Below are 21,116 nucleotides of genomic sequence, written 5' to 3'. Positions count from 1 at the left end.
GGCCCGCCCGCCACTCCCCCCCCCACCGCGACGTCGGTCCCTCCCGGAACCGTCTTTACGGTCAGGCGACGCGGGTCTTCGGCGCGTTCTCGGCGGTCTTGGCCGGGTCGCGCACGACGACGTCGCCCAGGACGTCGTCGATCGTCGCCAGGAGCTCGGCGGGGATCGTCACGCCGGACGCCTTGACGTTCTCGGCGACCTGCTCGGGCCGGGACGCGCCGACGAGCGCCGCCGCGACGTTGTCGTTCTGGAGCACCCACGCGACGGCGAGCTGCGCCATCGACAGACCCAGCTCGTCGGCGACCGGGCGCAGGTTCTGCACGCGGGTGAGCACGTCGTCGTCGAGGAAGCGGCGGATGCTCGACGCGCCGCCCTTCTCGTCGGTCGCGCGCGACCCGGCGGGCAGCGGCTGGCCGGGCACGTACTTGCCGGACAGCACGCCCTGCGCCATCGGCGACCACACGATCTGCGACAGCCCGCACTCCTGCGAGGCGGGCACGACCTCGTCCTCGATGACCCGCCAGAGCATGGAGTACTGCGGCTGCGAGGAGATGAGCTGGAACCCCAGCTCCTTCGCCAGGGCCGCGCCGGCGCGGATCTGGTCCGCCGTCCACTCGGAGACGCCGATGTACAGGGCCTTGCCCTGGCGGACGATGTCGGCGAACGCCTGCATCGTCTCGGTGAGCGGCGTCTCGGTGTCGTAGCGGTGCGCCTGGTAGAGGTCGACGTAGTCCGTGCCGAGGCGCTTCAGCGAGCCGTTGATCGACTCCATGACGTGCTTGCGCGACAGACCCGTGTCGTTGGGGCCGCCCGGGCCCGTCGGCCAGTACACCTTGGTGAAGATCTCGAGCGACTCGCGTCGCTCGCCCGCGAGGGCGTCGCCGAGGACCTGCTCGGCCTTCGTGTTGGCGTACACGTCCGCGGTGTCGAACGTCGTGATGCCCGCGTCGAGCGCGGCGCGCACGCACTGCGTCGCGACGTCGTTCTCGACCTGCGAACCGTGGGTGAGCCAGTTGCCGTAGGTGATCTCGGAGATCTTCAGACCGCTGTTGCCGAGGTACCGGTAGTTGACCATGCGTCCACCCTAGGGCGGGCGCACGGTCGCACCGGACGGTGCCGGCGGTGCCGGATCACTCCGGCCAGACGCCGTGCTTCTTCGACGACGGCTTGGGCAGGCGCGAGCGGCGGATCTGGAACGCGCGCATGACGGCGTACATCATCGTGCCCTTCGGCACCTCGCCGAACTTCAGCAGCAGCCGCTTGCGGAGCCCGCGCCACAGCAGGAACGCGTCGGCGATGGTGAGCAGCACGACGGCGTACAGCAGCATCAGCACGAGCGCCGACATGGTGACGTTCTGCATGAAGATGAAGTTCAGGACGATGAAGCCGAACGCGACGGGCAGGAAGAACTCGCCGAGGTTCCAGCGCGCGTCGACGTAGTCGCGCGCGTACCGCTTGAGCGGGCCCTTGTCGCGCGGCGGCAGGTGGCGCTCGTCGCCCGTCTGCATCGCCCGGTACTCGAGGTTGCGCTGCTCGCGCGCCTTCTCCCGTGCCGCCTTCGTCGCCGCCTTGCGGTCGTCGGGGACCAGCGGGCGCTTGTTGGCGGCCTCGGCCACGCTGCGCTTGGGCGTGGGGCGGCCCTTGCCGGAGGGGGCGCCGGCCTTCTCGATCTCGGCGGCCGCGTCGACGGGGTCGGTGGAGTCGGGGGACGACGGCGTCGCGTCGGGCTTGTTGCGGGAGAACACGCTCCCAGGGTAGTCGAGCGCGCGGGTAGCGTGAGCCGCGTGACCGACACCCCCCGCACCGCCCCTGCCGGCGTACCGACCGACCGGCCCGTCGACGACGCCACCACCCTGAGCGCGCACGTCGAGCGGCAGTTCCCCGCCCTCCAGGCCGACCTCGAGCGCCTCGTGCGCATCCCGAGCGTGTCCGCCGCCGCCTTCGACCAGGCGCACGTCGCGGCGAGCGCCGACGCCGTCGCCGCGCTGCTGCGCGACGCAGGGCTGCCCGACGTGCGGATCCTGCGCTCGGACCGCCCCGACGGGACCCCCGGGGCGCCCGCCGTCGTCGCCCGCCGTCCCGCGCCCGAGGGCGCCCCGACCGTGCTGCTGTACGCGCACCACGACGTCCAGCCCCCGGGCGACGCCGCCGCGTGGGCGACCGACCCGTTCGAGCCGGTCCAGGTGGGCGAACGGTTGTACGGCCGCGGTGCCGCGGACGACAAGGCGGGGCTGGTCGCGCACGTCGGCGCGCTGCGCGCCCTGGCCGCCGTGGCTCAGGAGGGCGGCACGGACCTGCCCGTCGGGATCACGGTGTTCGTCGAGGGCGAGGAGGAGTCGGGGTCCCCGAGCTTCCGCCGGTTCCTCGCCGACCACCGCGAGCTGCTCGCGGCGGACGTCATCGTGGTCGCCGACTCCACGAACTGGAAGGTCGGCGTGCCCGCCCTCACCACGTCGCTGCGCGGCCTGGTCGACGGCGTGGTCGAGGTCGAGGTGCTCGGGCACGCGGTGCACTCCGGCATGTTCGGCGGGCCGGTGCTCGACGCGAACACCCTGCTCGCACGCCTGATCGCGACGCTGCACGACGACGCCGGCAACGTCGCGGTGGCCGGGCTGGTCGCCGCCGGCGAGCCGGAGGTCGACTACGAGGAGGCGGCGTTCCGCGCCGACTCCTCGGTGCTCGACGGCGTGACGCTCGCGGGCGAGGGCACCATCGCCGGCCGGCTGTGGACCAAGCCGGCGCTCTCGGTGATCGGCATCGACGCCACGAGCGTCGCGCACGCGTCCAACACCATCGCGCCCCGCGCGGCCGCGAAGCTGTCGCTGCGCATCCCGCCGGGGCAGGACCCGCAGGCGGCGGAGGACGCGCTGCGCGCCCACCTCGAGGCGCACGCGCCGTTCGGCGCACGGGTCGCCTGGCGCTCGGGCGAGCAGGGGCGGGCGTTCCACGCCGCGGAGGACTCGGCCGCGATGCGCGCCGCGCGCTCGGCGTTCGCGGCGGCCTGGGGCACGGACCCGGTGGACATCGGCGTCGGCGGGTCCATCCCGTTCATCGCCGACCTGCTCGAGTTCTTCCCCGAGGCCGCCGTGCTCGTCACCGGCGTCGAGGACCCGGACTCCCGCGCGCACGGCGCCGACGAGTCGGTGCACCTGGGCGAGCTGCGCAAGGTCGTGCTCGCCGAGGCGCTGCTCCTGCGGCGCGTCGCCGAGCTCGAGGGATGAGGGAGGGGGCGACGTGATGTCGCAGCAGCTCGAGGGTGCGGTCGCCGGGGCTCGGATGGTGCCGATGCTGCCCTGCGGCGGCACGGAGGAGGACCTCGACGCGATGGTGGCCTTCTGGACCGCGCTCGGTCTCGAGGTCACCTACCGCCAGCAGCGCCCCAACCCGTACGTGGCGTTCGGGCGCGGCGGGTTCGACGTCCACTACTACGGGATGCCCGACTGGGACCCGGAGCAGAGCCACTCGACCTGCGCGCTCGTCGTCCCGGACACCGAGCCGGTCTACGAGGTGTTCGCGGCGGGGCTGCGGAACCTGTTCGGGCGCCTGCCCGTGTCGGGCGCTCCGCGGATCACCCGCCCGCGGAAGCGGGCGAACAACGCGGGGCTCAGCGGGTTCAGCCTCGTGGACCCCGCGGGGAACTGGGTGCGGGTCTCCCGGGCACCGGACGCGCCGGTCGTCGCGGGCGAGGGGGGCACGACGTCCTGGACGACGGAAGGCGGCGGGCCGCTGGCGCGCGCCCTGGAGAACGCCGTCGTCGTCGCGGACTCGCACGGGGACGTCGGCCAGGCGCGGAAGATCCTGGGTGGCGCCGTCCGTCGTGCTCGGGCGGCGGGGGCCGCCCCGGCCGCGGGCGAGCTCGCGCCGGCGCTCGCCTACCTCGCCGAGCTCGCTGTGCGCGCCGGAGACCCCGCCGCGGCGGGCGAGCTCGTCGCCGAGCTCGAGACGCTCGCCGAGGCCTCCGGCCGCGACGCGGAGGGGGACGCCGTCCGGAGCGCGCTGTCCGAGGCGCGGGTGCTCCGCGACGCCGGGCCCGCCTGAGCCGGCCCGATCCCGGCCCGGGTCAGGCCTCCGACCGGTCCCGGTGTGCGACGTCGAGCGCCCGCGCCCAGGCGGCGACGTCGTCGGGGAGGTCCGGGCTCTGCACGGGCGCCTCCGGCCCCATGAGCGCCACGACGTCGGGCGCGGGGACGCGGGAGCTTCCCGGGCCGAGGAACCGGCCGGCCACGTAGCCGCGGCCGTAGAGCTGCCCCCGGCACGTGAAGACCTGCTCGATGTAGATCACGCGCTCGTCCCAGCCGAGGACGCGCGTGCTGATCTCGAACCGGTCGCCGAGCTTGAGCGAGCGCTTGTAGGTCATGGTCGACGCCGCGACCACCGGGTACCACTTGCGGTCGCCGATCTTGGCGAAGCCGTCGAGGTCGGCGATGAAGTTGGACCGCGCCACGTCCATCATCTGCAGGTACGAGCCGTTGTTGACGTGCAGGTACAGGTCGAGGTCGCCGGGGTGCACGCGCATGCGCGTCACGGACGGGTCGAGCAGGCCCTGGCCGGGCACCGGCTTGCGGGGGCGCAGGGAGGCCCAGGTGAGCTGGATCATTCGAGTCACCTGCGCAGGTTATATCGGCGACCGCCGGTATCAGATACCTGGGCTCGTCGTCCGTCAGACCGGGGGAGCGGGGTCGTACTGGATGCCCCGGCGCACCGCGCGCGCGACCTCGGTCGACTCGAGCCGCGCCACCAGGTGCAGGGCCATGTCGATCCCCGCCGAGACGCCGGCGGCGGTCACGACGTCCCCGTCGTCGACGAACCGCGCCTCGGTGTCCACGACGACGCTCGGGTCGATCTCGGCCAGCTCGTCGTAGTGGTCGCGGTGCGTGGTCGCCGGCCGTCCGGCCAGCAGCCCCGCCGCCGCGAGCACCAGGGCTCCGGTGCACACGCTCGCGAGGACCGGGGTCTGCGCGCGCACCTGCCGCAGCCAATCCAGGTGCGTCGGGTCGGCGATCATCGCGCGAGTGCCCCAGCCGCCCGGGTAGACGAGCACGTGCAGCGGGCCGACGTCGTCCGCGGAGTGCGCGGGCACGACCCGCAGGCCCTTGGCCAGGCGCACGCCGTCGCCGTCGCGGGAGAAGGTGCTCACGTGCGGCTTCGGGCCCGACTCGGTGCTCGAGTGCTGCTCCCAGGCCGCGAGCACCTCGAACGGCCCGACGACGTCGAGCTCCTCCGCGTCGTCGAACACGAAGATGCCGATGTGGAGCCCGCCGTCGGTGCTCATGCCTTCTCCTGCGTCGTCGGGGCCATCGCCGGCCCCTGGTCAGATCTAGCTCACGGTCAGATGCCGGGCAGCGCCAGCATCTGGTCGAGCGCCACCCGGGCCCAGTGGGCGTCGTCGGCGTCGACCACGATCCGGTTGACCATCCGCCCCTCGACCAGCGACTCCATCGCCCACACCAGGTGCGGCAGGTCGATGCGGTTCATGGTCGAGCAGAAGCACACGGTCGAGTCGAGGTAGTGCACCTGCTTGTCCGGGTGCGCCTTGGCGAGGCGGCGCACCAGGTTGAGCTCGGTGCCGATCGCCCACGCGCTGCCGGGCTCGGCGGCGTCGAGGGCCTTGATGATGAACTCGGTGGACCCCACCTCGTCCGCCGCGGTGATCACCTCGTGCTTGCACTCCGGGTGAGCGATCACCGTGACCCCGGGCACCTTCGCCCGGACGTCCTCGACGTTGCGCGCCGAGAACCGCCCGTGCACCGAGCAGTGCCCCCGCCACAGGATCATGCGCGCGTCGCGCAGCTGCTGCTCGGTGAGGCCGCCCAGCGGCTTGCGCGGGTCGTAGACCACGCAGTCGTCCAGGCTCAGGCCGAGCTGGAGGACGGCGGTGTTGCGGCCCAGGTGCTGGTCCGGCAGGAACAGCACCTTGCCGGTGCCCTCCACGCCACCCACCCGGTCGAACGCCCAGCGCAGCGCGACCTGCGCGTTCGACGACGTGCACACGGTGCCCCCGTGCCGGCCGGTGAAGGCCTTGATGGCGGCGGAGGAGTTCATGTAGGTCACGGGCACGGTGTCGCCGGCGATGCCGACGTCCTGCAGCACCGCCCACGCCTCCTCGACCTGGCCGATCTCGGCCATGTCGGCCATGGAGCAGCCGGCGGCGAGGTCGGGCAGCACGACCTGCTGCGCGTCCGACGTGAGGATGTCCGCGCTCTCGGCCATGAAGTGCACGCCGCAGAAGAGCACGAACTCGGCCTCGGGACGGGCAGCGGCCTCGCGCGCGAGCTTGAAGGAGTCGCCGGTGACGTCGGCGAAGTCGATGACCTCGTCGCGCTGGTAGTGGTGCCCGAGCACGAACGCGCGCTCGCCCAGGGCGGCCCGCGCGGCGCGGGCGCGCTCCACCAGGTCCGGGTCGGACGGCGACGGCAGGGCCCCGGTGCACTCGACGCCACGCTCCGAGGCGAGGTCGCGGCCCTGGCCGAGGAGCAGCAGCGCGGAGGGTGCGGGTTCGGCGAAGCCGGTCGTGGTGCCGGTCGTGGCGCCGGTCGAGGTGCCCGCGGTGTCGTTCAGCAGGGTGGTCACCCGCCTATGTTTCCACAGGGCCTGCGTGCGGCACGCCGCGCGTCCGCCCCGGCGGGGGCGCGTGCCCGAGCCGTCGGCCTGCCGTCCGCCCCTCCGGCAGCACGCCCCGGGGCGTCCGCGCCTCGGCTCGGTGTGCCACGATCGCGGCATGCAGGTGCTGCTCTGCGTCGGCGAGGACGCCGGCCCCCTGGCCCCCGCGCTCGCGACGGCGTGGCGGGAGGCCGCGCCGTCGTGCGCCGTGACCACCGTCGTCCTGCCCGACCCCGCGCCGCAGGGGGAGGCCCACCCGTCGTCCGTCGGGGTGTTCGTCCCCCTCGACGCCCTCGGGCTGGCGAGCGTCTCCGGACCGGAGGACGGTCCGCTCGCCGCCCCGGCGGCGACGTCCGACCTCGTCGTCGTGCACGTCCCCGTGCTGGACGGCACGACCCTGCGCGAGGGGCGCGTCCCCGCCGCCGTGGCGGCCGCCGCCCCGCACGCCCTGCCGGTCGTGGTGCTGGCCGGCCGCAGCGAGGTCTCGCGCCGGGAGTGGTCCGGGGCCGGCGTGAGCGGCGTGCACGAGACCGGGGACGACGTGGTCGCGGCGACCGCGCGCGTGGCGCGGACCTGGGCGCCTTCCTGGGCCTGACCGGTCGGGCGGTGCCGTCCGGGCCCGACGGCACCGCCGCGCCGCGCCTGTGACTCGCGTCATCGCGCCCACGGAATTCGCGCGTAGGATCGGGAACAGCTCTACCGGCCCGCCTGTTGGAGGAAGCATGACCGACACCACCGAGATCGCCACGCACGGCGTGGACCTGTCCGACGTCGCCGCCGACAAGGTTCGCAGCCTCCTCGAGCAGGAGGGCCGCGACGACCTGCGTCTGCGTGTGGCCGTCCAGCCCGGCGGCTGTTCCGGCCTGATCTACCAGCTCTACTTCGACGAGCGCATCCTCGACGGCGACGCGCTGCGTGACTTCGACGGCGTCGAGGTCGTCGTGGACCGCATGAGCGTGCCCTACCTCGAGGGCGCGAAGATCGACTTCGCGGACACCATCGAGAAGCAGGGCTTCACGATCGACAACCCGAACGCCGGCAGCTCCTGCGCCTGCGGCGGTTCCTTCAGCTGAACCGCTGAGCGACTCCGACGGCCCGGCCACCCCCCACGGGGCGGCCGGGCCGTCGTCGTTGCGGGGCGGTGTCGTTGCGGGGCAATGTCGTCGCGGGCCAGTGTCGCCGTGGATCAGTGTCGTCGCGGATCAGGAGGCGGCGCCCAGACGCACGGTGATCGACCACGTCGTCGGAGCGGTCCCGCCGGCCACGCCGCCGTCCTCGTCGCCGTCCTCGTCGCCGCCCCGGTCGTCGGGCTCCTCCGCCGCTCCGGTCTCGGCCTCGGTCCCGGTCGTGGTCTCGCCGACCGTCGCGTGCCCGCGCATCCGGGCCCAGGCGGGCACGTCGAGACGGGCCGCAGGGTCGGTCGACAGCACGGTCACGAGCGTCCCGGCGGGCAGGTCGCGGGCCGCCGCGGCGAGCCGGATCACCGGGAGCGGGCAGCGCAGGCCGCGGGCGTCGACCACCACGGGGTCCGCCCCTGCGCCGATCTCTGCGCCAGACCCTGCGCCAGACCCTGCGCCAGACCCTGCGCCAGACCCTGCGCCAGACCCTGCGCCGTCGGTCCTCACAGCCCGGCCACCCCGAGCATGTCGCGCACCCGCCGGACGGCGCCCGGCAGGACCGCGAGGAAGCGGTCGACGTCGTCCCCGGTGGTCGACCGGTCGAGGGCGATCCGCACGTTGCCGTGCGTGAGCACCCCCATCGCCGCGAGCACGTGCGACGGCTCCAGGGTGCTGGCGGTGCAGGCCGAGCCGGAGCCGACCGCGAACCCGGCCCGGTCCAGCTCGGTCACGAGGGCCTCGCCGTCCACGTACAGGCAGGAGAACGTCACGACGTGGGGAAGCCGGTCGTCCGGGTCGCCCACCACCTCGACGTCGGGAACGGCGGCGGCCGCCGCCCGCACGCGCGCCGTGAGGAGCCGGCGCCGCTCGTCCTGGGCGGCGCGGTCGGCCGTCGTCGCCTGGAGGGCCACGGCGGCGGCGAACGCGGCGGGCACGCTCACCCCGCCGGGCGCCCAGGGGTCGGCGTCCTCCGGCCCGGGCGGCACGGCACGCACGCGCTGGCGCACGGCGAGCACGCCGACCCCGGCGGGCCCGCCCCAGTCGGGCGGGTGGGCGGCGAGGAGGTCCCAGGAGTCGGGGACGACGTCGTGACCCAGCGACGCGCCCGCGTCCACGAGGAGGGGCACCCCCGCCGCCCGCGCGGCGTCGTGCACGACGGCCAGCGGCTGTCGCGTGCCGACCTCTCCGTTGGCGTGCTGGAGCGCGGCGAGCGCGACGCCGGGTCGCGCGACCCGCTCCGCGAAGGTGGCCGCGTCGACGCGGCCGAGGCGGTCGACGTCCACCACGACGCGCTCGCCCTCCTGGGCCCCTGCGGCCGCCGCCGCCGCCGCGTGCAGCACCGCCGCGCGCTCGGTGGCGCCCACGACGACGTCCCCACCCGCGCGCCGCTGGGCCTGCGCGGTGCCCAGCAGGGCGTCGCGGAGGGCGGACGCGTGGCTGGCGGTGAAGCGCACCTCCTCCGTGCGCGCGCCGAGGACGGCGGCGACGGCCTCTCGTGCGCCGTCGAGCAGCCGCGCCGCGCGGCGTCCCTCGGTGTGCAGCCGGTGCGGGTCGGCCCAGCCGTCCTCGAGCGCCTGCAGCAGGGCCTGCCGCGCGAGCGGGTGCAGCGGGGCGCCCCCGCCGTTGTCCAGGTGCACCCGTGAGCCGGCGGTCGCTGAGGACGTCGCCGCGGTCGCCGCCTGGGACGTCGGGGTGGACGGCGCCGAGGGGGAGTGGTTCCCGGTCGGGTCGGTGGTGTCGGTCACAGGCGTGCTCCGTGGGGGCTGACGTGCGTCCCGACACCGTCGGCGGGCGGGTCGGGCGGGCGCCCGAAGCGCGCCCGGGGCACGATCGTGCCATCTTCGGGGTCTCGAGGTCCGGTCGGTCGGGGTCCGGGAGCGCTCCGAGGATCTGACACTCCTGAGGATCGATCTGACACTCTCCAGGGGTCTGTGTGCAAGAAGGAGATGTGGACGTCCCGTGCGGAAAGAGTCACGCCCCGAGGGGGCTTTTGCGGCGTCGAACCTGCTCCGGGCGCGCTAGGCTGCACTTCATCGAGGACGAAGGTCCTGTCCGCGTGCCTGTTGCCCAGAGGGGCCGTGGCGGTCGGGCAGGACGTGACGTGAAAGGCCTCCCTTGCACTCGAAGAGCCCCACCCGCACCCGGCGGGTCATCCTGCGCGCGACGGCTATCGCCGGCGCCGTCGCCGTGTTGGCCTCCGGTTGTGCCAGCGACTCCGTCAAGCGCGGATACCTGCCCGGCTACAGCGACGGGGAGGTGACCAACCAGACCGAGCGAATCACCAACCTCTGGGTCGGCTCCTGGATCGCGGCGCTGATCGTCGGTGTGATCACGTGGGGCCTGATGCTGTGGTGCGTCGCGGCGTACCGCAAGCGTCGGGACGACCACCAGCTCCCGATCCAGACGCGCTACCACATGCCGCTCGAGATCATGTACACGGCCGTGCCGACGATCATGATCCTCGTCCTGTTCTTCTACACGGACCGCGACATGTCGGCGGTGCAGGACACCAGCGCCGAGCCGGACGTGAACATCCAGGTCATCGGCAAGCAGTGGAGCTGGGACTTCAACTACCTCGACGACGACGTCTACGACTCCGGGCAGCACCTGCTCGACGTCGGCGGCCAGACGCTCGACGACGAGGTGGACGGCGCCCCGGGCACGTCGAAGGACGTCCCGACGCTGTACCTCCCGGTCGACCAGACGGTCGAGTTCACCCTGGACTCGCGCGACGTCATCCACTCCTTCTGGATCCCCGCCTTCCTGTACAAGCAGGACATGATCCCGGGCCGGACGAACACCTTCCAGGTCACCCCGACCCGTGAGGGCACGTACGCCGGCAAGTGCGCCGAGCTCTGCGGCGAGTTCCACTCCGGGATGCTCTTCAACGTCAAGGTCGTGTCGCAGGCGGAGTACGACGCCCACATGGCCGACCTCGAGGCCGCGGGCCAGACCGGCGAGCTCGGGCTCGACCTGAACCGCCAGCAGCACGACGCGAACTTCCCGCAGGAAGACACCCTCCCGGAGGTCGAGAACTGATGGCGGCCACGACTGCCCCCGCGCACGACGTCGAGGTCATCCCCGGTCTCGCGCCGAAGCGCCAGAACCTCGGTCGCACCGTGGTCAAGTGGATCACCTCCACCGACCACAAGACGATCGGCTACCTGTACCTCATCACGTCGTTCATCTGGTTCGCCGTGGGTGGCATCCTCGCCCTGCTGATCCGCGCCGAGCTGTTCATGCCCGGCCTGCAGGTCGTGCAGAGCAAGGAGCAGTACAACCAGCTCTTCACGATGCACGGCACGATCATGCTGCTGCTGTTCGCGACGCCGTTGTTCGCGGGCTTCGCCAACGTGATCATGCCGCTGCAGATCGGTGCGCCCGACGTCGCGTTCCCGCGGCTCAACATGTTCGCGTACTGGCTGTTCCTCTTCGGCGGCCTCATCGCGGGGGCGGGCTTCTTCACCCCGCAGGGCGCCGCGTCGTTCGGCTGGTTCGCCTATGCGCCGTTGTCGAACACCACGTTCAGTCCAGGGCTAGGCGGAGACCTCTGGGTGTTCGGGCTCGCGCTGGCGGGCTTCGGCACGATCCTCGGTGCCGTCAACTTCATCACCACGATCATCACGATGCGCGCGCCGGGCATGACCATGTTCCGGATGCCGATCTTCACGTGGAACACGCTCGTCACGAGCCTGCTCGTGCTGATGGCCTTCCCGCCGCTGGCCTCTGCGCTGTTCGCGCTGGGCGCCGACCGTCGCCTCGGTGCGCAGGTCTTCAACCCCGAGAACGGCGGGGCGATCCTCTGGCAGCACCTGTTCTGGTTCTTCGGCCACCCCGAGGTCTACATCATCGCGCTGCCGTTCTTCGGCATCGTGTCGGAGATCTTCCCGGTCTTCAGCCGCAAGCCGATCTTCGGCTACAAGGGCCTGATCTACGCGACGATTGCGATCGCGGCGCTGTCCGTGACGGTGTGGGCCCACCACATGTACGTCACCGGCGCGGTGCTCCTGCCCTTCTTCGCCTTCATGACGATGCTGATCGCCATCCCGACCGGCGTGAAGTTCTTCAACTGGATCGGCACGATGTGGCGCGGGAAACTCACGTTCGAGACACCCATGCTGTGGTCGATCGGCTTCCTCGTGACCTTCCTCTTCGGCGGTCTGACGGGCATCATCCTGTCGAGCCCCGCCCTGGACTTCCACCTGTCCGACTCGTACTTCGTGGTGGCGCACTTCCACTACGTGGTCTTCGGCACCGTGGTCTTCGCGATGTTCGCCGGCTTCTACTTCTGGTGGCCGAAGTTCACGGGCCGGATGCTCAACGAGCGGCTCGGCAAGGTCCACTTCTGGCTGCTGTTCGTCGGCTTCCACATGACCTTCCTCATCCAGCACTGGCTGGGTGTCGAGGGCATGGCCCGCCGCTACGCGGACTACATGCCCGAGGAGGGCTTCACCTGGGAGAACCAGGTGTCGACCATCGGCGCGTTCATCCTGGCCGCCTCGACGCTCCCGTTCCTGTGGAACGTGTACACGACCTGGCGCAACGCGCCGAAGGTCACCGTCGACGACCCGTGGGGCTACGGCCGCTCGCTCGAGTGGGCCACCAGCTGCCCGCCGCCGCGGCACAACTTCACCTCGCTGCCGCGCATCCGCTCGGAGTCGCCGGCCTTCGACCTGCACCACCCCGAGGTCGCGGCGATGGAGCAGGCGCCGGGCCACGGCCCGCTCAACCAGGTCTTCGGTGACCCGGAGCGCCGGGGGCACCAGCAGCTCGTCGAGGAGCGACGCGACAGCGCGCAGTCGTCGGCCGCACAGTCGACCACCACCGTGATCGACGACGAGGAGGAGAACCGCAAGTGAAGATCGAGATCAAGCTCTTCCTGTTCCTCGCCCCGTTCTTCGTCCTGGTCGGCGTGATCTACGGGTTGGTCACGCACTTCCAGGAGCCGGTCGGCTACCTCGGCATCCCCCTCGTAGGGGCGCTCGTCGCCATGGTGGGCGCCTACCTGGCGCTCACCGCGCGTCGCATCGACCCTCGCCCGGAGGACGACGAGGAGGGCGAGATCGAACAGGGCGCCGGCGACCAGGGCGTGTACTCGCCGTGGAGCTGGTGGCCGCTGGTCATCGCCGCTGCCGCCGCGGTCGCGTTCCTCGGGCTCGCCGTGGGCTGGTGGGTGCTGTACATCGGCTTCATCCTCGGGGTCATCGGGCTCGTCGGCTGGGTGTTCGAGTTCAGCCGCGGGCAGCACGCCCACTGACGCTCCTGCTCCGACGAGAGCCCCTCACGCGACTCGCGTGAGGGGCTCTTCGCCGTTCCGGGGGGAGGCGACGTCGCGGGACACGGATCGGCAACGATCGGCGTCCGCGCGGTCCGACCCGCCCACTGGACGACGGTCCCGTGATGCAATGAAGTCTCACGTTTCCCCGAGAAGGAGCAGCATGCGCGTCCCCCAGAAGACCGTGGCCCTGGCGTCGGCAGGCCTGGTCGGCCTCGCCCTGAGCGCCTGCGGGGGCGCGTCCCCGGCACCCGCCGGAGGCGAGCAGGCCGCCCAGGAGCAGGCGGCGGAGATCGCGACGGTCTCGACGATGACGGACCTGGCCGGGAAGATGAAGGCCGCGCAGGGAGAGGCCTCGACTGCGCACATGGAGCTGACCTACTCGGGGGAGCTTGCCGAGTCGGCCGGGATGACCGAGAGCACCACGACGGCCGACGTCGCCTACGGCCCGACGTTCGAGGAGACGACCCTGCAGATGACCATGGCGGTCATGGGCATGGACATGGACATCGTGCTGCTCGACGGCACGATCTACCTGTCCATGGGCGAGATGACGCAGGGCAAGTACCTGTCGATGACCGCCGAGGACATGGCGGACGACCCTGCCCTGGCCGGCACGATCGACTCGATGGAGTCCATGGACGCCGCCGCGCAGGCGGAGGCGATGGCCGACGCCGTCACCTCGTTCGAGCACACCGGCTCCGAGACCGTCGACGGCGTCGAGACCGAGGTCTACACGGCCACGATCGACCCGTCCAAGGTGAAGGACGGCACGGCGGGCATCGATGCGTCGACCGCGGACCAGCTCGGCGAGATCTCCGCGGTGTACAAGGTGGACCCGAAGGGGCTGCCCGTGGAGGCCGACATCACGATGGAGGTCGAGGGCCAGGAGATGGTCGTCGAGTCGACGTTCAGCAAGTGGGGCGAGCCGATCGACGTCCAGGCGCCCGCCGACGAGGACGTGATCCCGTACTCGGAGTTCGGCCAGAACTGATCCCGAGGCTGCCGCGCAGCTCGGAGAGGACGACGAAGGGCCCCGCACGCGGATGCGTGCGGGGCCCTCGCGCGTGCTTGCGCCGCCCTGTGCGGGCTGAGCGGGTCAGGCGGGGACGATGAGCCCGGCGGTCTGGGTGCGGGCGCGCTGGAGGCGTGCGGCGACGTCCTGCCAGTTCGCGATGTTCCAGACGGCCTTGACGTAGTCGGCCTTGACGTTGAGGTAGTCCAGGTAGAAGGCGTGCTCCCACATGTCCAGCATGAACAGCGGGGTGATGCCGACGGGGACGTTGGCCTGCTGGTCGAAGAGCTGGAAGATCGCGAGGCGCTGGCCGATGGAGTCCCAGCCGAGCACGGCCCAGCCGGAGCCCTGGATGCCGGTGGCGACGGCGGCGAACTGGGCCTGGAACTTCTCGAACGAGCCGAAGGCGTCCTTGACGGCCTCGGCGAGCTCGCCCTCGGGCTGGCCGCCGCCCTCGGGGGAGAGGTTGTTCCAGAAGACGGTGTGGTTGGTGTGGCCGCCGAGGTTGAACGCGAGGTTCTTCTCGTGCAGGTTCACCGCGGCGTTGTCGCCGGACTCGCGGGCCTCGGCGAGCTTGTCCAGGGCGGTGTTGGCGCCGGTGACGTAGGCGGCGTGGTGCTTGTCGTGGTGCAGCTCCATGATCTTGCCGCTGATGTGCGGCTCGAGGGCGCTGTAGTCGTAGGGCAGGTCAGGGAGCGTGTAGACAGCCATGCTGAGTTACCTCCGGTTGCGTGCCGCACGTCGTGCCCGGCGTGCGATGGGGGACGTCGTCGACGACCGGTCTCCGACCGAACTCATCGGCCGGGGACGACGACGGCCCGCGCACCCCGCCCGACGAGTCGGGGGAGGGGAGCGCGGGCCACCGTTCCAGCCTGCAGGAGACTCAGTGCTCCCGCTCGACGTTGCCAGACCCCGAGACCAGCTCGGGGGTGTCGTGGGCGGGCTCGAGCTCGTCGTGCTCGCCGTGGGCGTGCGCCGCGGCCAGCTCGGCCGGAGTCACGGGCTCCACCCGGTCCTCGTAGAAGAACTGCGACAGCTTCTGCCAGCGCTTGTCCTTCTTGTAGCCCTTGCGCTTGACGCCGCGGGCGTCCGTCGCAGGCTCGACCTCCAGGGGTCGGTGCGCCTCGTAGTTGACGCGCAGCCAGCGCTCCTGCTCGTCGAGCGGGCGGTGGACCTCGATGTACTCGCCGTTGGCGAACCGCACGATGCGGCCGGTCTCGTGACCGTGCAGCACCAGCTCGCGGTCCTTGCGCTGCAGGCCCAGGCAGATCCGCTTCGTGACCCAGAACGCGAAGACCGGGCCGACGAAGAACAGGATCCGGAAGACCCAGGTGATCGTGTTGATCGACAGGGCGAAGTGCGTCGCGATGAGGTCGTTCGACCCGGCCAGCGCCAGGATGACGAACGCCGTCAGGAACGCGACACCGAGGCCCGTGCGGGCCGGGACGTTGCGCGGGCGGTCGAGCACGTGGTGCTCGCGGTGGTCGCCGGTCACCTTCGCCTCGACGAACGGGTACACGAAGAGGAACGTGAACAGCAGGCCCGGGATGATGACCGCCGGCACGAGGATGTTCAGCGACAGCGTGAAGTCGCCCCACGTGACGATCTCGGCCTGGCCCGGCATGAGGCGCAGCGATCCCTCGAGGAACAGCATGTACCAGTCCGGCTGGGCTCCCGCTGACACCGGTGACGGGTCGTACGGGCCGTAGTTCCAGACGTTGTTGATCGCCATCGTGCCGCCCATGAGGGCCAGCACGCCGAAGATGATGAAGAAGTTGCCGCCCATCTTCGTGGCGAACGCCGGGACCGCGGGGTAGCCGACGACGTTCTTGTCGGTGCGGCCACCGCCCGGGTACTGGGTGTGCTTGTTCAGCACCATGAGGAACAGGTGCACGCCGACCAGCGCCAGGATGAGCGCGGGCACGAGCAGGATGTGCACCGTGAACAGGCGCGGGATGATGTGCTCGCCCGGGAACTCGCCGCCGAAGACGAACCAGGAGAGGTACGACCCGATGATCGGGATCGACTTGATGACGCCGTCGGTGATGCGCAGGCCGTTGCCGGAGAGCACGTCGTCCGGGAGCGAGTAGCCCGAGAAGCCGGCGAGGAGGCTGAGGATCAGCAGCATCGTGCCGACCAGCCAGTTGAGCTCGCGGGGCTTGCGGAAGGCGCCGGTGAAGAAGACGCGCATCATGTGCACCACGATGCCGGCGACGAAGATGAGCGCCGACCAGTGGTGGATCTGCCGCATGAGCAGGCCGCCGCGCACCTCGAACGACATGTTGAGCGTCGACGAGAAGGCCGTGGACATGAGCTGGCCGTCCATCGTCGCCGGAGCGCCGTGGTGCGTGACGAGCGCCATCGACGGGTCGAAGAACATCGCCAGGAACACGCCGGAGATGAGCAGCACGACGAACGAGAACAGCGCGATCTCGCCGAGCATGAAGGACCAGTGGTCCGGGAAGACCTTGCGGACGAGCTGCTTCGCGAGCACGCCGACCTTGGTCCGCTGGTCGAGGTAGTCGGCGGACTTGCCGATCACGGTCGTCGGCTCCGCCGTGGCGGGGGGAGTGGTCGTGGTGCTCACTTCAGGCGCTCCCAGTAGCTCGGGCCGATGGGCTCGTTGAAGTCGTCCTCAGCCACAAGATACCCCTCGTCGTCGACGGTGATGGGCAGCTGGGGCAGCGGGCGCTTGGCCGGTCCGAAGACCACCTTGCAACCGTCCGCGATGTCGAACGTCGACTGGTGGCACGGGCACAGCAGGTGGTGCGTCTGCTGCTCGTAGAGGGCGACCGGGCACCCGACGTGGGTGCAGATCTTCGAGTACGCGACGATGCCGTCGTAGGAGGCGCCCTCGCGGTGGTCGCGCTTGAGGTCGCGGGGGTCCATGCGCACGAGGAGCACGACCGCCTTCGACTTCTCCGTGATCCACTCGTGCGACTCGCGCTCCTCGGCGGGCACGTCGGGGATGACGTGCGCGACGGAGCCGACCGTGAGGTCCGAGGCCTTGATCGGGCGCCCGGAGGGGTCGTACGCGAGGCGGACGCCCTTCTTCCAGATCGTGTGGCGGAACGAGGCGACGTTCCACGTGCCACCGACGCTCGACACGAGCGGCACGGCGATGGTCAGCGGGAAGAGGGCGAGCGCGGAGACGACCGCGCCCTTGAGGACGGGGCGGCGGGCGATGCCGGAGTCCTCGAGACCGTCCTTGAACTGCTGCTGGACGACCTCGCGCACGTCCTCCGAGCTGCTGCTCGAGTGGCGCTCCTCGACGTACTCCTTGCCCGACATCAGGGTCTTGGCCCAGTGCACGGCCGCGAAGCCGATGCCGAAGAGGGAGATCGCGATCGCGACGCCGAGCAGCACCGTCGAGAGGCGCACGCCGGGCGTGGTGCCGTCCGGCCGGACGGCGAAGTAGGCCACGATCGAGCCGATCGTGCCGAGGCACGACACGGCGAAGAGGATCGCGATGATCCGCTCGTTGCGCTTGGCGGCCTTGGGGTCGGTGTCCGTCAGGCGGGGGTGGTGCGCAGGGACGCCCGGGTCCGCGAAACGGTCGGTCCGGGCGACCGTGCCGTCGCCGTCGTGCCGGGCCACGTCGCGCGACGGGCCCTGGGGGTTCTGGTTCTCGCTCACGAGGACTTCGCTCCGATCCACACCGCGCCGCCGATGATCAGGCCGATGCCGATGATCCAGGCCCAGAGGCCCTCGCTGACCGGGCCGAGCGAGCCCAGGGTGAGGCCACCGGCCGAGCCCTGGTCCTGCTCGTCGAGGAAGGCGATGATGTCGCGCTTCTCGTCAGGGGTGATGTTGGCGTCGTTGAACACCGGCATCGACTGCGGGCCGGTGAGCATGGCCTGGTACACGTTGCGACCGGAGGTGTCCCACAGCGGCGGCGCGAACTTGCCCTCCGAGAGGGCGCCACCGGCGCCCACGGCGTTGTGGCACATGGCGCAGTTGGTGCGGAACAGTGCCATGCCGTTGGCGGCGTCGCCCTTGCTCCCGTCCACCTGCTCGTCGGTGGGGATGGCCGGGCCGGCGCCGAGGGACGCGACGTACGCGGCGAGCGCGGCGGTCTGCTCCTCGTCCATCTGCCGGGGCTTGGCCTCGGCCTGGGGGCCGTTCATCTGCATCGGCATCCGGCCGGTGGAGACCTGGAAGTCGACCGCGGCCGCGCCGACGCCGACGAGCGAGGGCGCCTCGGTGGTGCCCTCCGCGTTCGGGCCGTGGCAGGTGGCGCAGTTGGCCTGGAAGAGCTTCTTCCCGGTCTCGATGTCCGCGGTGCTGGCGGTGTCGGCCTGGGCCGGGCTCGGGGCCAGGGCGGCGTAGACGCCGCCCGTGACCAGCAGCGCCAGCAGCAACAGCACGACCGGCGCGAACCGGTGGTGCCTGCGGGCGGCGAGTGCCTTCACGAAATGATCCTCGTCTCGCAGATCGAAGGTGCAGGGTCAGTGCCGGCGGCGACGCCGGCCGGGGGGTTCAGCGCAGGAGGTAGATGACGGCGAAGAGGGCGATCCACACCACGTCGACGAAGTGCCAGTAGTAGGACGTGACGATCGCGGTGGTGGCCTCGTGGTGGCCGAAGTTCTTGGCGGCGAAGGAACGCCCCAGCAGGAACAGGAAGGCGATGAGGCCGCCCAGCACGTGGAGGCCGTGGAAGCCGGTGGTCAGGTAGAAGACCGAGCCGTAGGGGCTGGACGAGATGGTCAGGCCCTCGTGCACCAGCTCGGTGTACTCGAAGATCTGGCCGCCGATGAAGAACGCACCCATGAGGTAGGTCAGCGTCATCCACTCGTGCATGCCCCACCTGTTCACCTGCAGCAGGGAGCCGGAGCGCACCGGCTTGAACCGCTCGGCGGCCCACACGCCCATCTGGCAGGTGACCGACGACAGCACCAGCACGGTGGTGTTGATCGTCGAGAAGGTGATGTTGAGCTTGTCCGCCTGAGCGGCCCACTCCGCCTCGGGCATCACCGACCGGACGGTGAAGTACATCGCGAAGAGGCCAGCGAAGAACATGAGCTCGCTCGCGAGCCAGACGATCGTCCCGACCGACACGGGGTTCGGACGGTTGACGCTCACGTGCTGGTGGGCATGGGGGGCAGCAGCCGTTGCGGTCGACACGTCAGCCATTATGGCCGACATACGGCCGGTTCGAGCCACCCGGGCGGGCCTTGCGCGAAGTCGATGTGCACAGAATCTGCGGAAACTCGCCACTCTGCCACTACGAGGTGACGGATCCGTGGAGAGTGCCAGTAAAAGACCACGTTCGGCACCTGCCCGAGGTGACGCGAGTGTGCCACGATGCCAGCAAACGTCGACGTCCGACGGCCGCGGTACGGGTGGCGGACGTCGTGACCGTGCCCGAAGCCGTGCACGTCCGCGAAGGGGAGCCAGACAGTTGACGGATCAGACGGACCAGACGGACCCGACGACGACCAGCCCGACCAGCCCGACCAGCCCGACCAGCCCGACCGGAGCGATCGCCCCGACGGCCCGCACGGGCCCGGCGGCCCGGGGGCCGCGCATCCTGCTCTACAGCGACGACCGGACCGTCCGCGCCCACGTGCGCACCGCCGTCGGCCCTCGTCTGCGCGCGCACGCCCCGGAGATCGCGTGGGCGGAGGTCGCGACGCCGGCTGCGCTCATCGCGGCGGCCGACCGCGGCGGGTGGGACCTGCTCGTGCTGGACGGAGAGGCGGACAAGTCCGGGGGCATGGGACTGTGCCGCCAGCTCAAGAACGAGGTGTACCGCTGCCCGCCCGTCGTGGTCCTCACCGGCAGGCCCGACGACGGATGGCTAGCATCGTGGTCGCTCGCCGACGCCGTGGTGCCGAGGCCGCTCGACGCGATCGAGCTGCAGCGCACGGTGGCCGGCTTCCTGACCGCAGCCGCCTGACCCGCCGCGGGGCCGCCCACGCCCTGTCGGAGGGCGTCCTGCTCCGACCCCGAAGGGACCTCCGTGGCCTCCACCGACCCGGCCTCCGACCTCACCTGGCCCGGCATCCTCACCGAGCTGGTCGCCGGGCGCGACCTGACCACCGCCGAGACGGCCTGGGCCATGGACGAGGTCATGTCGGGCGAGGTGCCCCCGACGCGTCTTGCCGGCTTCCTCGTCGGGCTCCGGGCCAAGGGGGAGACGGCCGCGGAGCTCACGGGGCTCGCTGACGCGATGCTCGCGCACGCCACGCGGATCGAGGTCCCGGGGAGGACGGTGGACATCGTCGGCACGGGAGGCGACCGGCACCACACGGTGAACGTGTCCACGATGGCGGCGGTCGTGATCGCCGGGGCCGGGCTGCGGGTGGTCAAGCACGGCAACCGCGCGGCGTCCTCGTCGTCGGGCTCGGCGGACGTGCTGGAGGCGCTCGGGATCCGCCTCGACCAGGCGCCCGAGCGGGTCGCGGCCCTGGCCGAGCAGGTCGGCATCACGTTCTGCTTCGCCGGCCTCTTCCACCCGTCGATGCGGCACGCCGGCGTGGCCCGCCGCGACCTGGGCATCGCCACGGCGTTCAACTTCCTCGGCCCGCTGACCAACCCCGCCCAGCCCGGGGCGACGGCGGTCGGCTGTGCCGACGCCCGCATGGCGCCGCTCATGGCCGGGGTGTTCGCGAGCCGCGGGACGGACGCGCTCGTGTTCCGCGGCGACGACGGCCTCGACGAGCTCGCGGCCACCGGCGGCACGACCGTGTGGGAGGTGCGCGGCAGCGCGGTCGTCGAGCAGCGGCTCGACGCCGCGGCGGACCTCGGCCTGCAGCGCATCGAGGTCGCCGACCTCCGCGGGGGCGACGCCGCCCACAACGCGGGCGTGGCGCGCCGGGTCCTCGACGGGACCGACCGCGGCCCGGTGCGCGAGACCGTGCTGCTCAACGCCGCCGCGGGCCTCGTCGCCGACGGGAGCCTGCCCGGCACCGGTCGGGGCTCGCTCGTCGAGCGGCTGGCCGCGGGGATGGAGCTCGCCGCCCGCAGCGTCGACGAGGGCGGGGCCGTCCGGGTGCTCGACGGCTGGGTCGCGGCGACCGCGGCCTGACAGGGCAGCGGGGCGGCCGGGCGGACCCGGCCTGACAGGGCAGCGGGGCGGCCGGGCGGACCCGGCCTGGTTGCCCCG

General features: G+C 71.8%; 22 protein-coding genes. 10 read left to right on the top strand and 12 right to left on the bottom strand.

The window, feature by feature from the left end; all coding sequences use genetic code 11:
* Positions 1 to 61 precede the first annotated feature (61 nt).
* Positions 62 to 1,075, bottom strand: a complete 1,014-nt coding sequence (locus ACFQ8Y_RS06720) for an aldo/keto reductase family protein (RefSeq protein WP_430551040.1) — start codon at positions 1,073 to 1,075, stop codon at positions 62 to 64.
* 55 nt (positions 1,076 to 1,130) lie between these two features.
* A complete protein-coding gene (locus ACFQ8Y_RS06715; RefSeq protein WP_430551041.1) occupies positions 1,131 to 1,745 on the bottom strand; it encodes a DUF3043 domain-containing protein in 615 nt (204 codons plus the stop codon).
* A gap of 108 nt (positions 1,746 to 1,853) precedes the next feature.
* On the opposite strand from ACFQ8Y_RS06715, the gene ACFQ8Y_RS06710 reads away from it, so the two are divergent.
* Both ACFQ8Y_RS06710 and ACFQ8Y_RS06705 read left to right on the top strand, forming a co-directional pair.
* Positions 1,854 to 3,221, top strand: coding sequence for a dipeptidase (locus ACFQ8Y_RS06710; protein ID WP_430565163.1), 1,368 nt, complete (start codon positions 1,854 to 1,856; stop codon positions 3,219 to 3,221).
* A 16-nt stretch (positions 3,222 to 3,237) separates the two neighbouring features.
* Positions 3,238 to 4,038 carry a hypothetical protein gene (locus ACFQ8Y_RS06705; protein ID WP_430584986.1) on the top strand — a complete coding sequence of 267 codons (801 nt, stop codon included), beginning with the start codon at positions 3,238 to 3,240 and terminating at the stop codon, positions 4,036 to 4,038.
* A 22-nt stretch (positions 4,039 to 4,060) separates the two neighbouring features.
* On the opposite strand, the gene ACFQ8Y_RS06700 is transcribed toward ACFQ8Y_RS06705, so the two are convergent.
* From ACFQ8Y_RS06700 to nadA, 3 genes are all read right to left on the bottom strand, one after another.
* The gene (locus tag ACFQ8Y_RS06700) at positions 4,061 to 4,597 is read right to left on the bottom strand and encodes an acyl-CoA thioesterase (RefSeq protein WP_430551262.1); all 537 of its coding nucleotides are present in this window, start codon (positions 4,595 to 4,597) and stop codon (positions 4,061 to 4,063) included.
* A gap of 63 nt (positions 4,598 to 4,660) precedes the next feature.
* Positions 4,661 to 5,272: a DJ-1/PfpI family protein gene (locus ACFQ8Y_RS06695; RefSeq protein WP_430584985.1), complete on the bottom strand. Its 612-nt coding sequence runs from the start codon at positions 5,270 to 5,272 to the stop codon at positions 4,661 to 4,663.
* 56 nt (positions 5,273 to 5,328) lie between these two features.
* On the bottom strand, positions 5,329 to 6,561 hold the full coding sequence (gene nadA, locus ACFQ8Y_RS06690; RefSeq protein ID WP_430584989.1) for a quinolinate synthase NadA: 1,233 nt from the start codon (positions 6,559 to 6,561) through the stop codon (positions 5,329 to 5,331).
* A gap of 157 nt (positions 6,562 to 6,718) precedes the next feature.
* Here nadA and ACFQ8Y_RS06685 point away from each other — a divergent pair, with 157 nt between their 5' ends.
* Together ACFQ8Y_RS06685 and erpA are read left to right on the top strand one after the other, a co-directional pair.
* Positions 6,719 to 7,195 carry a hypothetical protein gene (locus ACFQ8Y_RS06685; RefSeq protein ID WP_430584984.1) on the top strand — a complete coding sequence of 159 codons (477 nt, stop codon included), beginning with the start codon at positions 6,719 to 6,721 and terminating at the stop codon, positions 7,193 to 7,195.
* A gap of 127 nt (positions 7,196 to 7,322) precedes the next feature.
* Positions 7,323 to 7,673 carry an iron-sulfur cluster insertion protein ErpA gene (erpA, locus tag ACFQ8Y_RS06680; protein ID WP_430551045.1) on the top strand — a complete coding sequence of 117 codons (351 nt, stop codon included), beginning with the start codon at positions 7,323 to 7,325 and terminating at the stop codon, positions 7,671 to 7,673.
* Positions 7,674 to 7,802: 129 nt separating this feature from the next.
* Here erpA and ACFQ8Y_RS06675 read toward each other — a convergent pair whose 3' ends face one another.
* Both ACFQ8Y_RS06675 and ACFQ8Y_RS06670 read right to left on the bottom strand, forming a co-directional pair.
* Positions 7,803 to 8,123 (bottom strand): sulfurtransferase TusA family protein, encoded by a 321-nt coding sequence (locus tag ACFQ8Y_RS06675; protein ID WP_430551046.1) that lies wholly within the window; start codon positions 8,121 to 8,123, stop codon positions 7,803 to 7,805.
* Positions 8,124 to 8,221: 98 nt separating this feature from the next.
* Positions 8,222 to 9,355, bottom strand: a complete 1,134-nt coding sequence (locus tag ACFQ8Y_RS06670; RefSeq protein WP_430584988.1) for a cysteine desulfurase family protein — start codon at positions 9,353 to 9,355, stop codon at positions 8,222 to 8,224.
* A 478-nt stretch (positions 9,356 to 9,833) separates the two neighbouring features.
* Here ACFQ8Y_RS06670 and coxB point away from each other — a divergent pair, with 478 nt between their 5' ends.
* The 4 genes from coxB to ACFQ8Y_RS06650 all read left to right on the top strand — a co-directional run bounded on the left by coxB (position 9,834) and on the right by ACFQ8Y_RS06650 (position 13,987).
* Complete coding sequence (gene coxB / locus ACFQ8Y_RS06665) at positions 9,834 to 10,757, top strand: cytochrome c oxidase subunit II (RefSeq protein WP_430551047.1); 924 nt, start codon at positions 9,834 to 9,836, stop codon at positions 10,755 to 10,757.
* Complete coding sequence (ctaD, locus tag ACFQ8Y_RS06660) at positions 10,757 to 12,577, top strand: cytochrome c oxidase subunit I (protein ID WP_430551048.1); 1,821 nt, start codon at positions 10,757 to 10,759, stop codon at positions 12,575 to 12,577. The genes coxB and ctaD overlap by 1 nt, the downstream gene beginning before the upstream one ends.
* Complete coding sequence (locus ACFQ8Y_RS06655; protein ID WP_430551049.1) at positions 12,574 to 12,975, top strand: cytochrome c oxidase subunit 4; 402 nt, start codon at positions 12,574 to 12,576, stop codon at positions 12,973 to 12,975. The genes ctaD and ACFQ8Y_RS06655 overlap by 4 nt, the downstream gene beginning before the upstream one ends.
* 181 nt (positions 12,976 to 13,156) lie before the next feature.
* Entirely contained in the window at positions 13,157 to 13,987 is an 831-nt protein-coding gene (locus ACFQ8Y_RS06650; protein WP_430584983.1) for an LppX_LprAFG lipoprotein, read from the top strand.
* A 105-nt stretch (positions 13,988 to 14,092) separates the two neighbouring features.
* On the opposite strand, the gene ACFQ8Y_RS06645 is transcribed toward ACFQ8Y_RS06650, so the two are convergent.
* From ACFQ8Y_RS06645 to ACFQ8Y_RS06625, 5 genes are all read right to left on the bottom strand, one after another.
* The gene (locus ACFQ8Y_RS06645; protein WP_430584982.1) at positions 14,093 to 14,719 is read right to left on the bottom strand and encodes a superoxide dismutase; all 627 of its coding nucleotides are present in this window, start codon (positions 14,717 to 14,719) and stop codon (positions 14,093 to 14,095) included.
* A 172-nt stretch (positions 14,720 to 14,891) separates the two neighbouring features.
* Positions 14,892 to 16,595: a cytochrome bc complex cytochrome b subunit gene (locus ACFQ8Y_RS06640; RefSeq protein WP_430551052.1), complete on the bottom strand. Its 1,704-nt coding sequence runs from the start codon at positions 16,593 to 16,595 to the stop codon at positions 14,892 to 14,894.
* Positions 16,592 to 17,644, bottom strand: coding sequence for a Rieske 2Fe-2S domain-containing protein (locus ACFQ8Y_RS06635; RefSeq protein WP_430551053.1), 1,053 nt, complete (start codon positions 17,642 to 17,644; stop codon positions 16,592 to 16,594). Before ACFQ8Y_RS06635 ends, ACFQ8Y_RS06640 begins: the two co-directional genes overlap by 4 nt.
* A complete protein-coding gene (locus ACFQ8Y_RS06630) occupies positions 17,641 to 18,420 on the bottom strand; it encodes a c-type cytochrome (RefSeq protein WP_430551054.1) in 780 nt (259 codons plus the stop codon). Before ACFQ8Y_RS06630 ends, ACFQ8Y_RS06635 begins: the two co-directional genes overlap by 4 nt.
* Before the next feature lie 67 nt (positions 18,421 to 18,487).
* Positions 18,488 to 19,141, bottom strand: coding sequence for a heme-copper oxidase subunit III (locus ACFQ8Y_RS06625; RefSeq protein ID WP_430551055.1), 654 nt, complete (start codon positions 19,139 to 19,141; stop codon positions 18,488 to 18,490).
* Between the two features lie 349 nt (positions 19,142 to 19,490).
* Here ACFQ8Y_RS06625 and ACFQ8Y_RS06620 point away from each other — a divergent pair, with 349 nt between their 5' ends.
* Complete coding sequence (locus ACFQ8Y_RS06620) at positions 19,491 to 19,907, top strand: hypothetical protein (protein ID WP_430584987.1); 417 nt, start codon at positions 19,491 to 19,493, stop codon at positions 19,905 to 19,907.
* A 63-nt stretch (positions 19,908 to 19,970) separates the two neighbouring features.
* The gene (trpD, locus tag ACFQ8Y_RS06615) at positions 19,971 to 21,038 is read left to right on the top strand and encodes an anthranilate phosphoribosyltransferase (RefSeq protein ID WP_430584981.1); all 1,068 of its coding nucleotides are present in this window, start codon (positions 19,971 to 19,973) and stop codon (positions 21,036 to 21,038) included.
* Positions 21,039 to 21,116: the final 78 nt, after the last annotated feature.

The organism is Isoptericola sp. NPDC056605 (assembly GCF_042792795.1).
GTDB lineage: Bacteria > Actinomycetota > Actinomycetes > Actinomycetales > Cellulomonadaceae > Isoptericola.
This window is presented reverse-complemented; position numbering and strand designations above follow the sequence as displayed.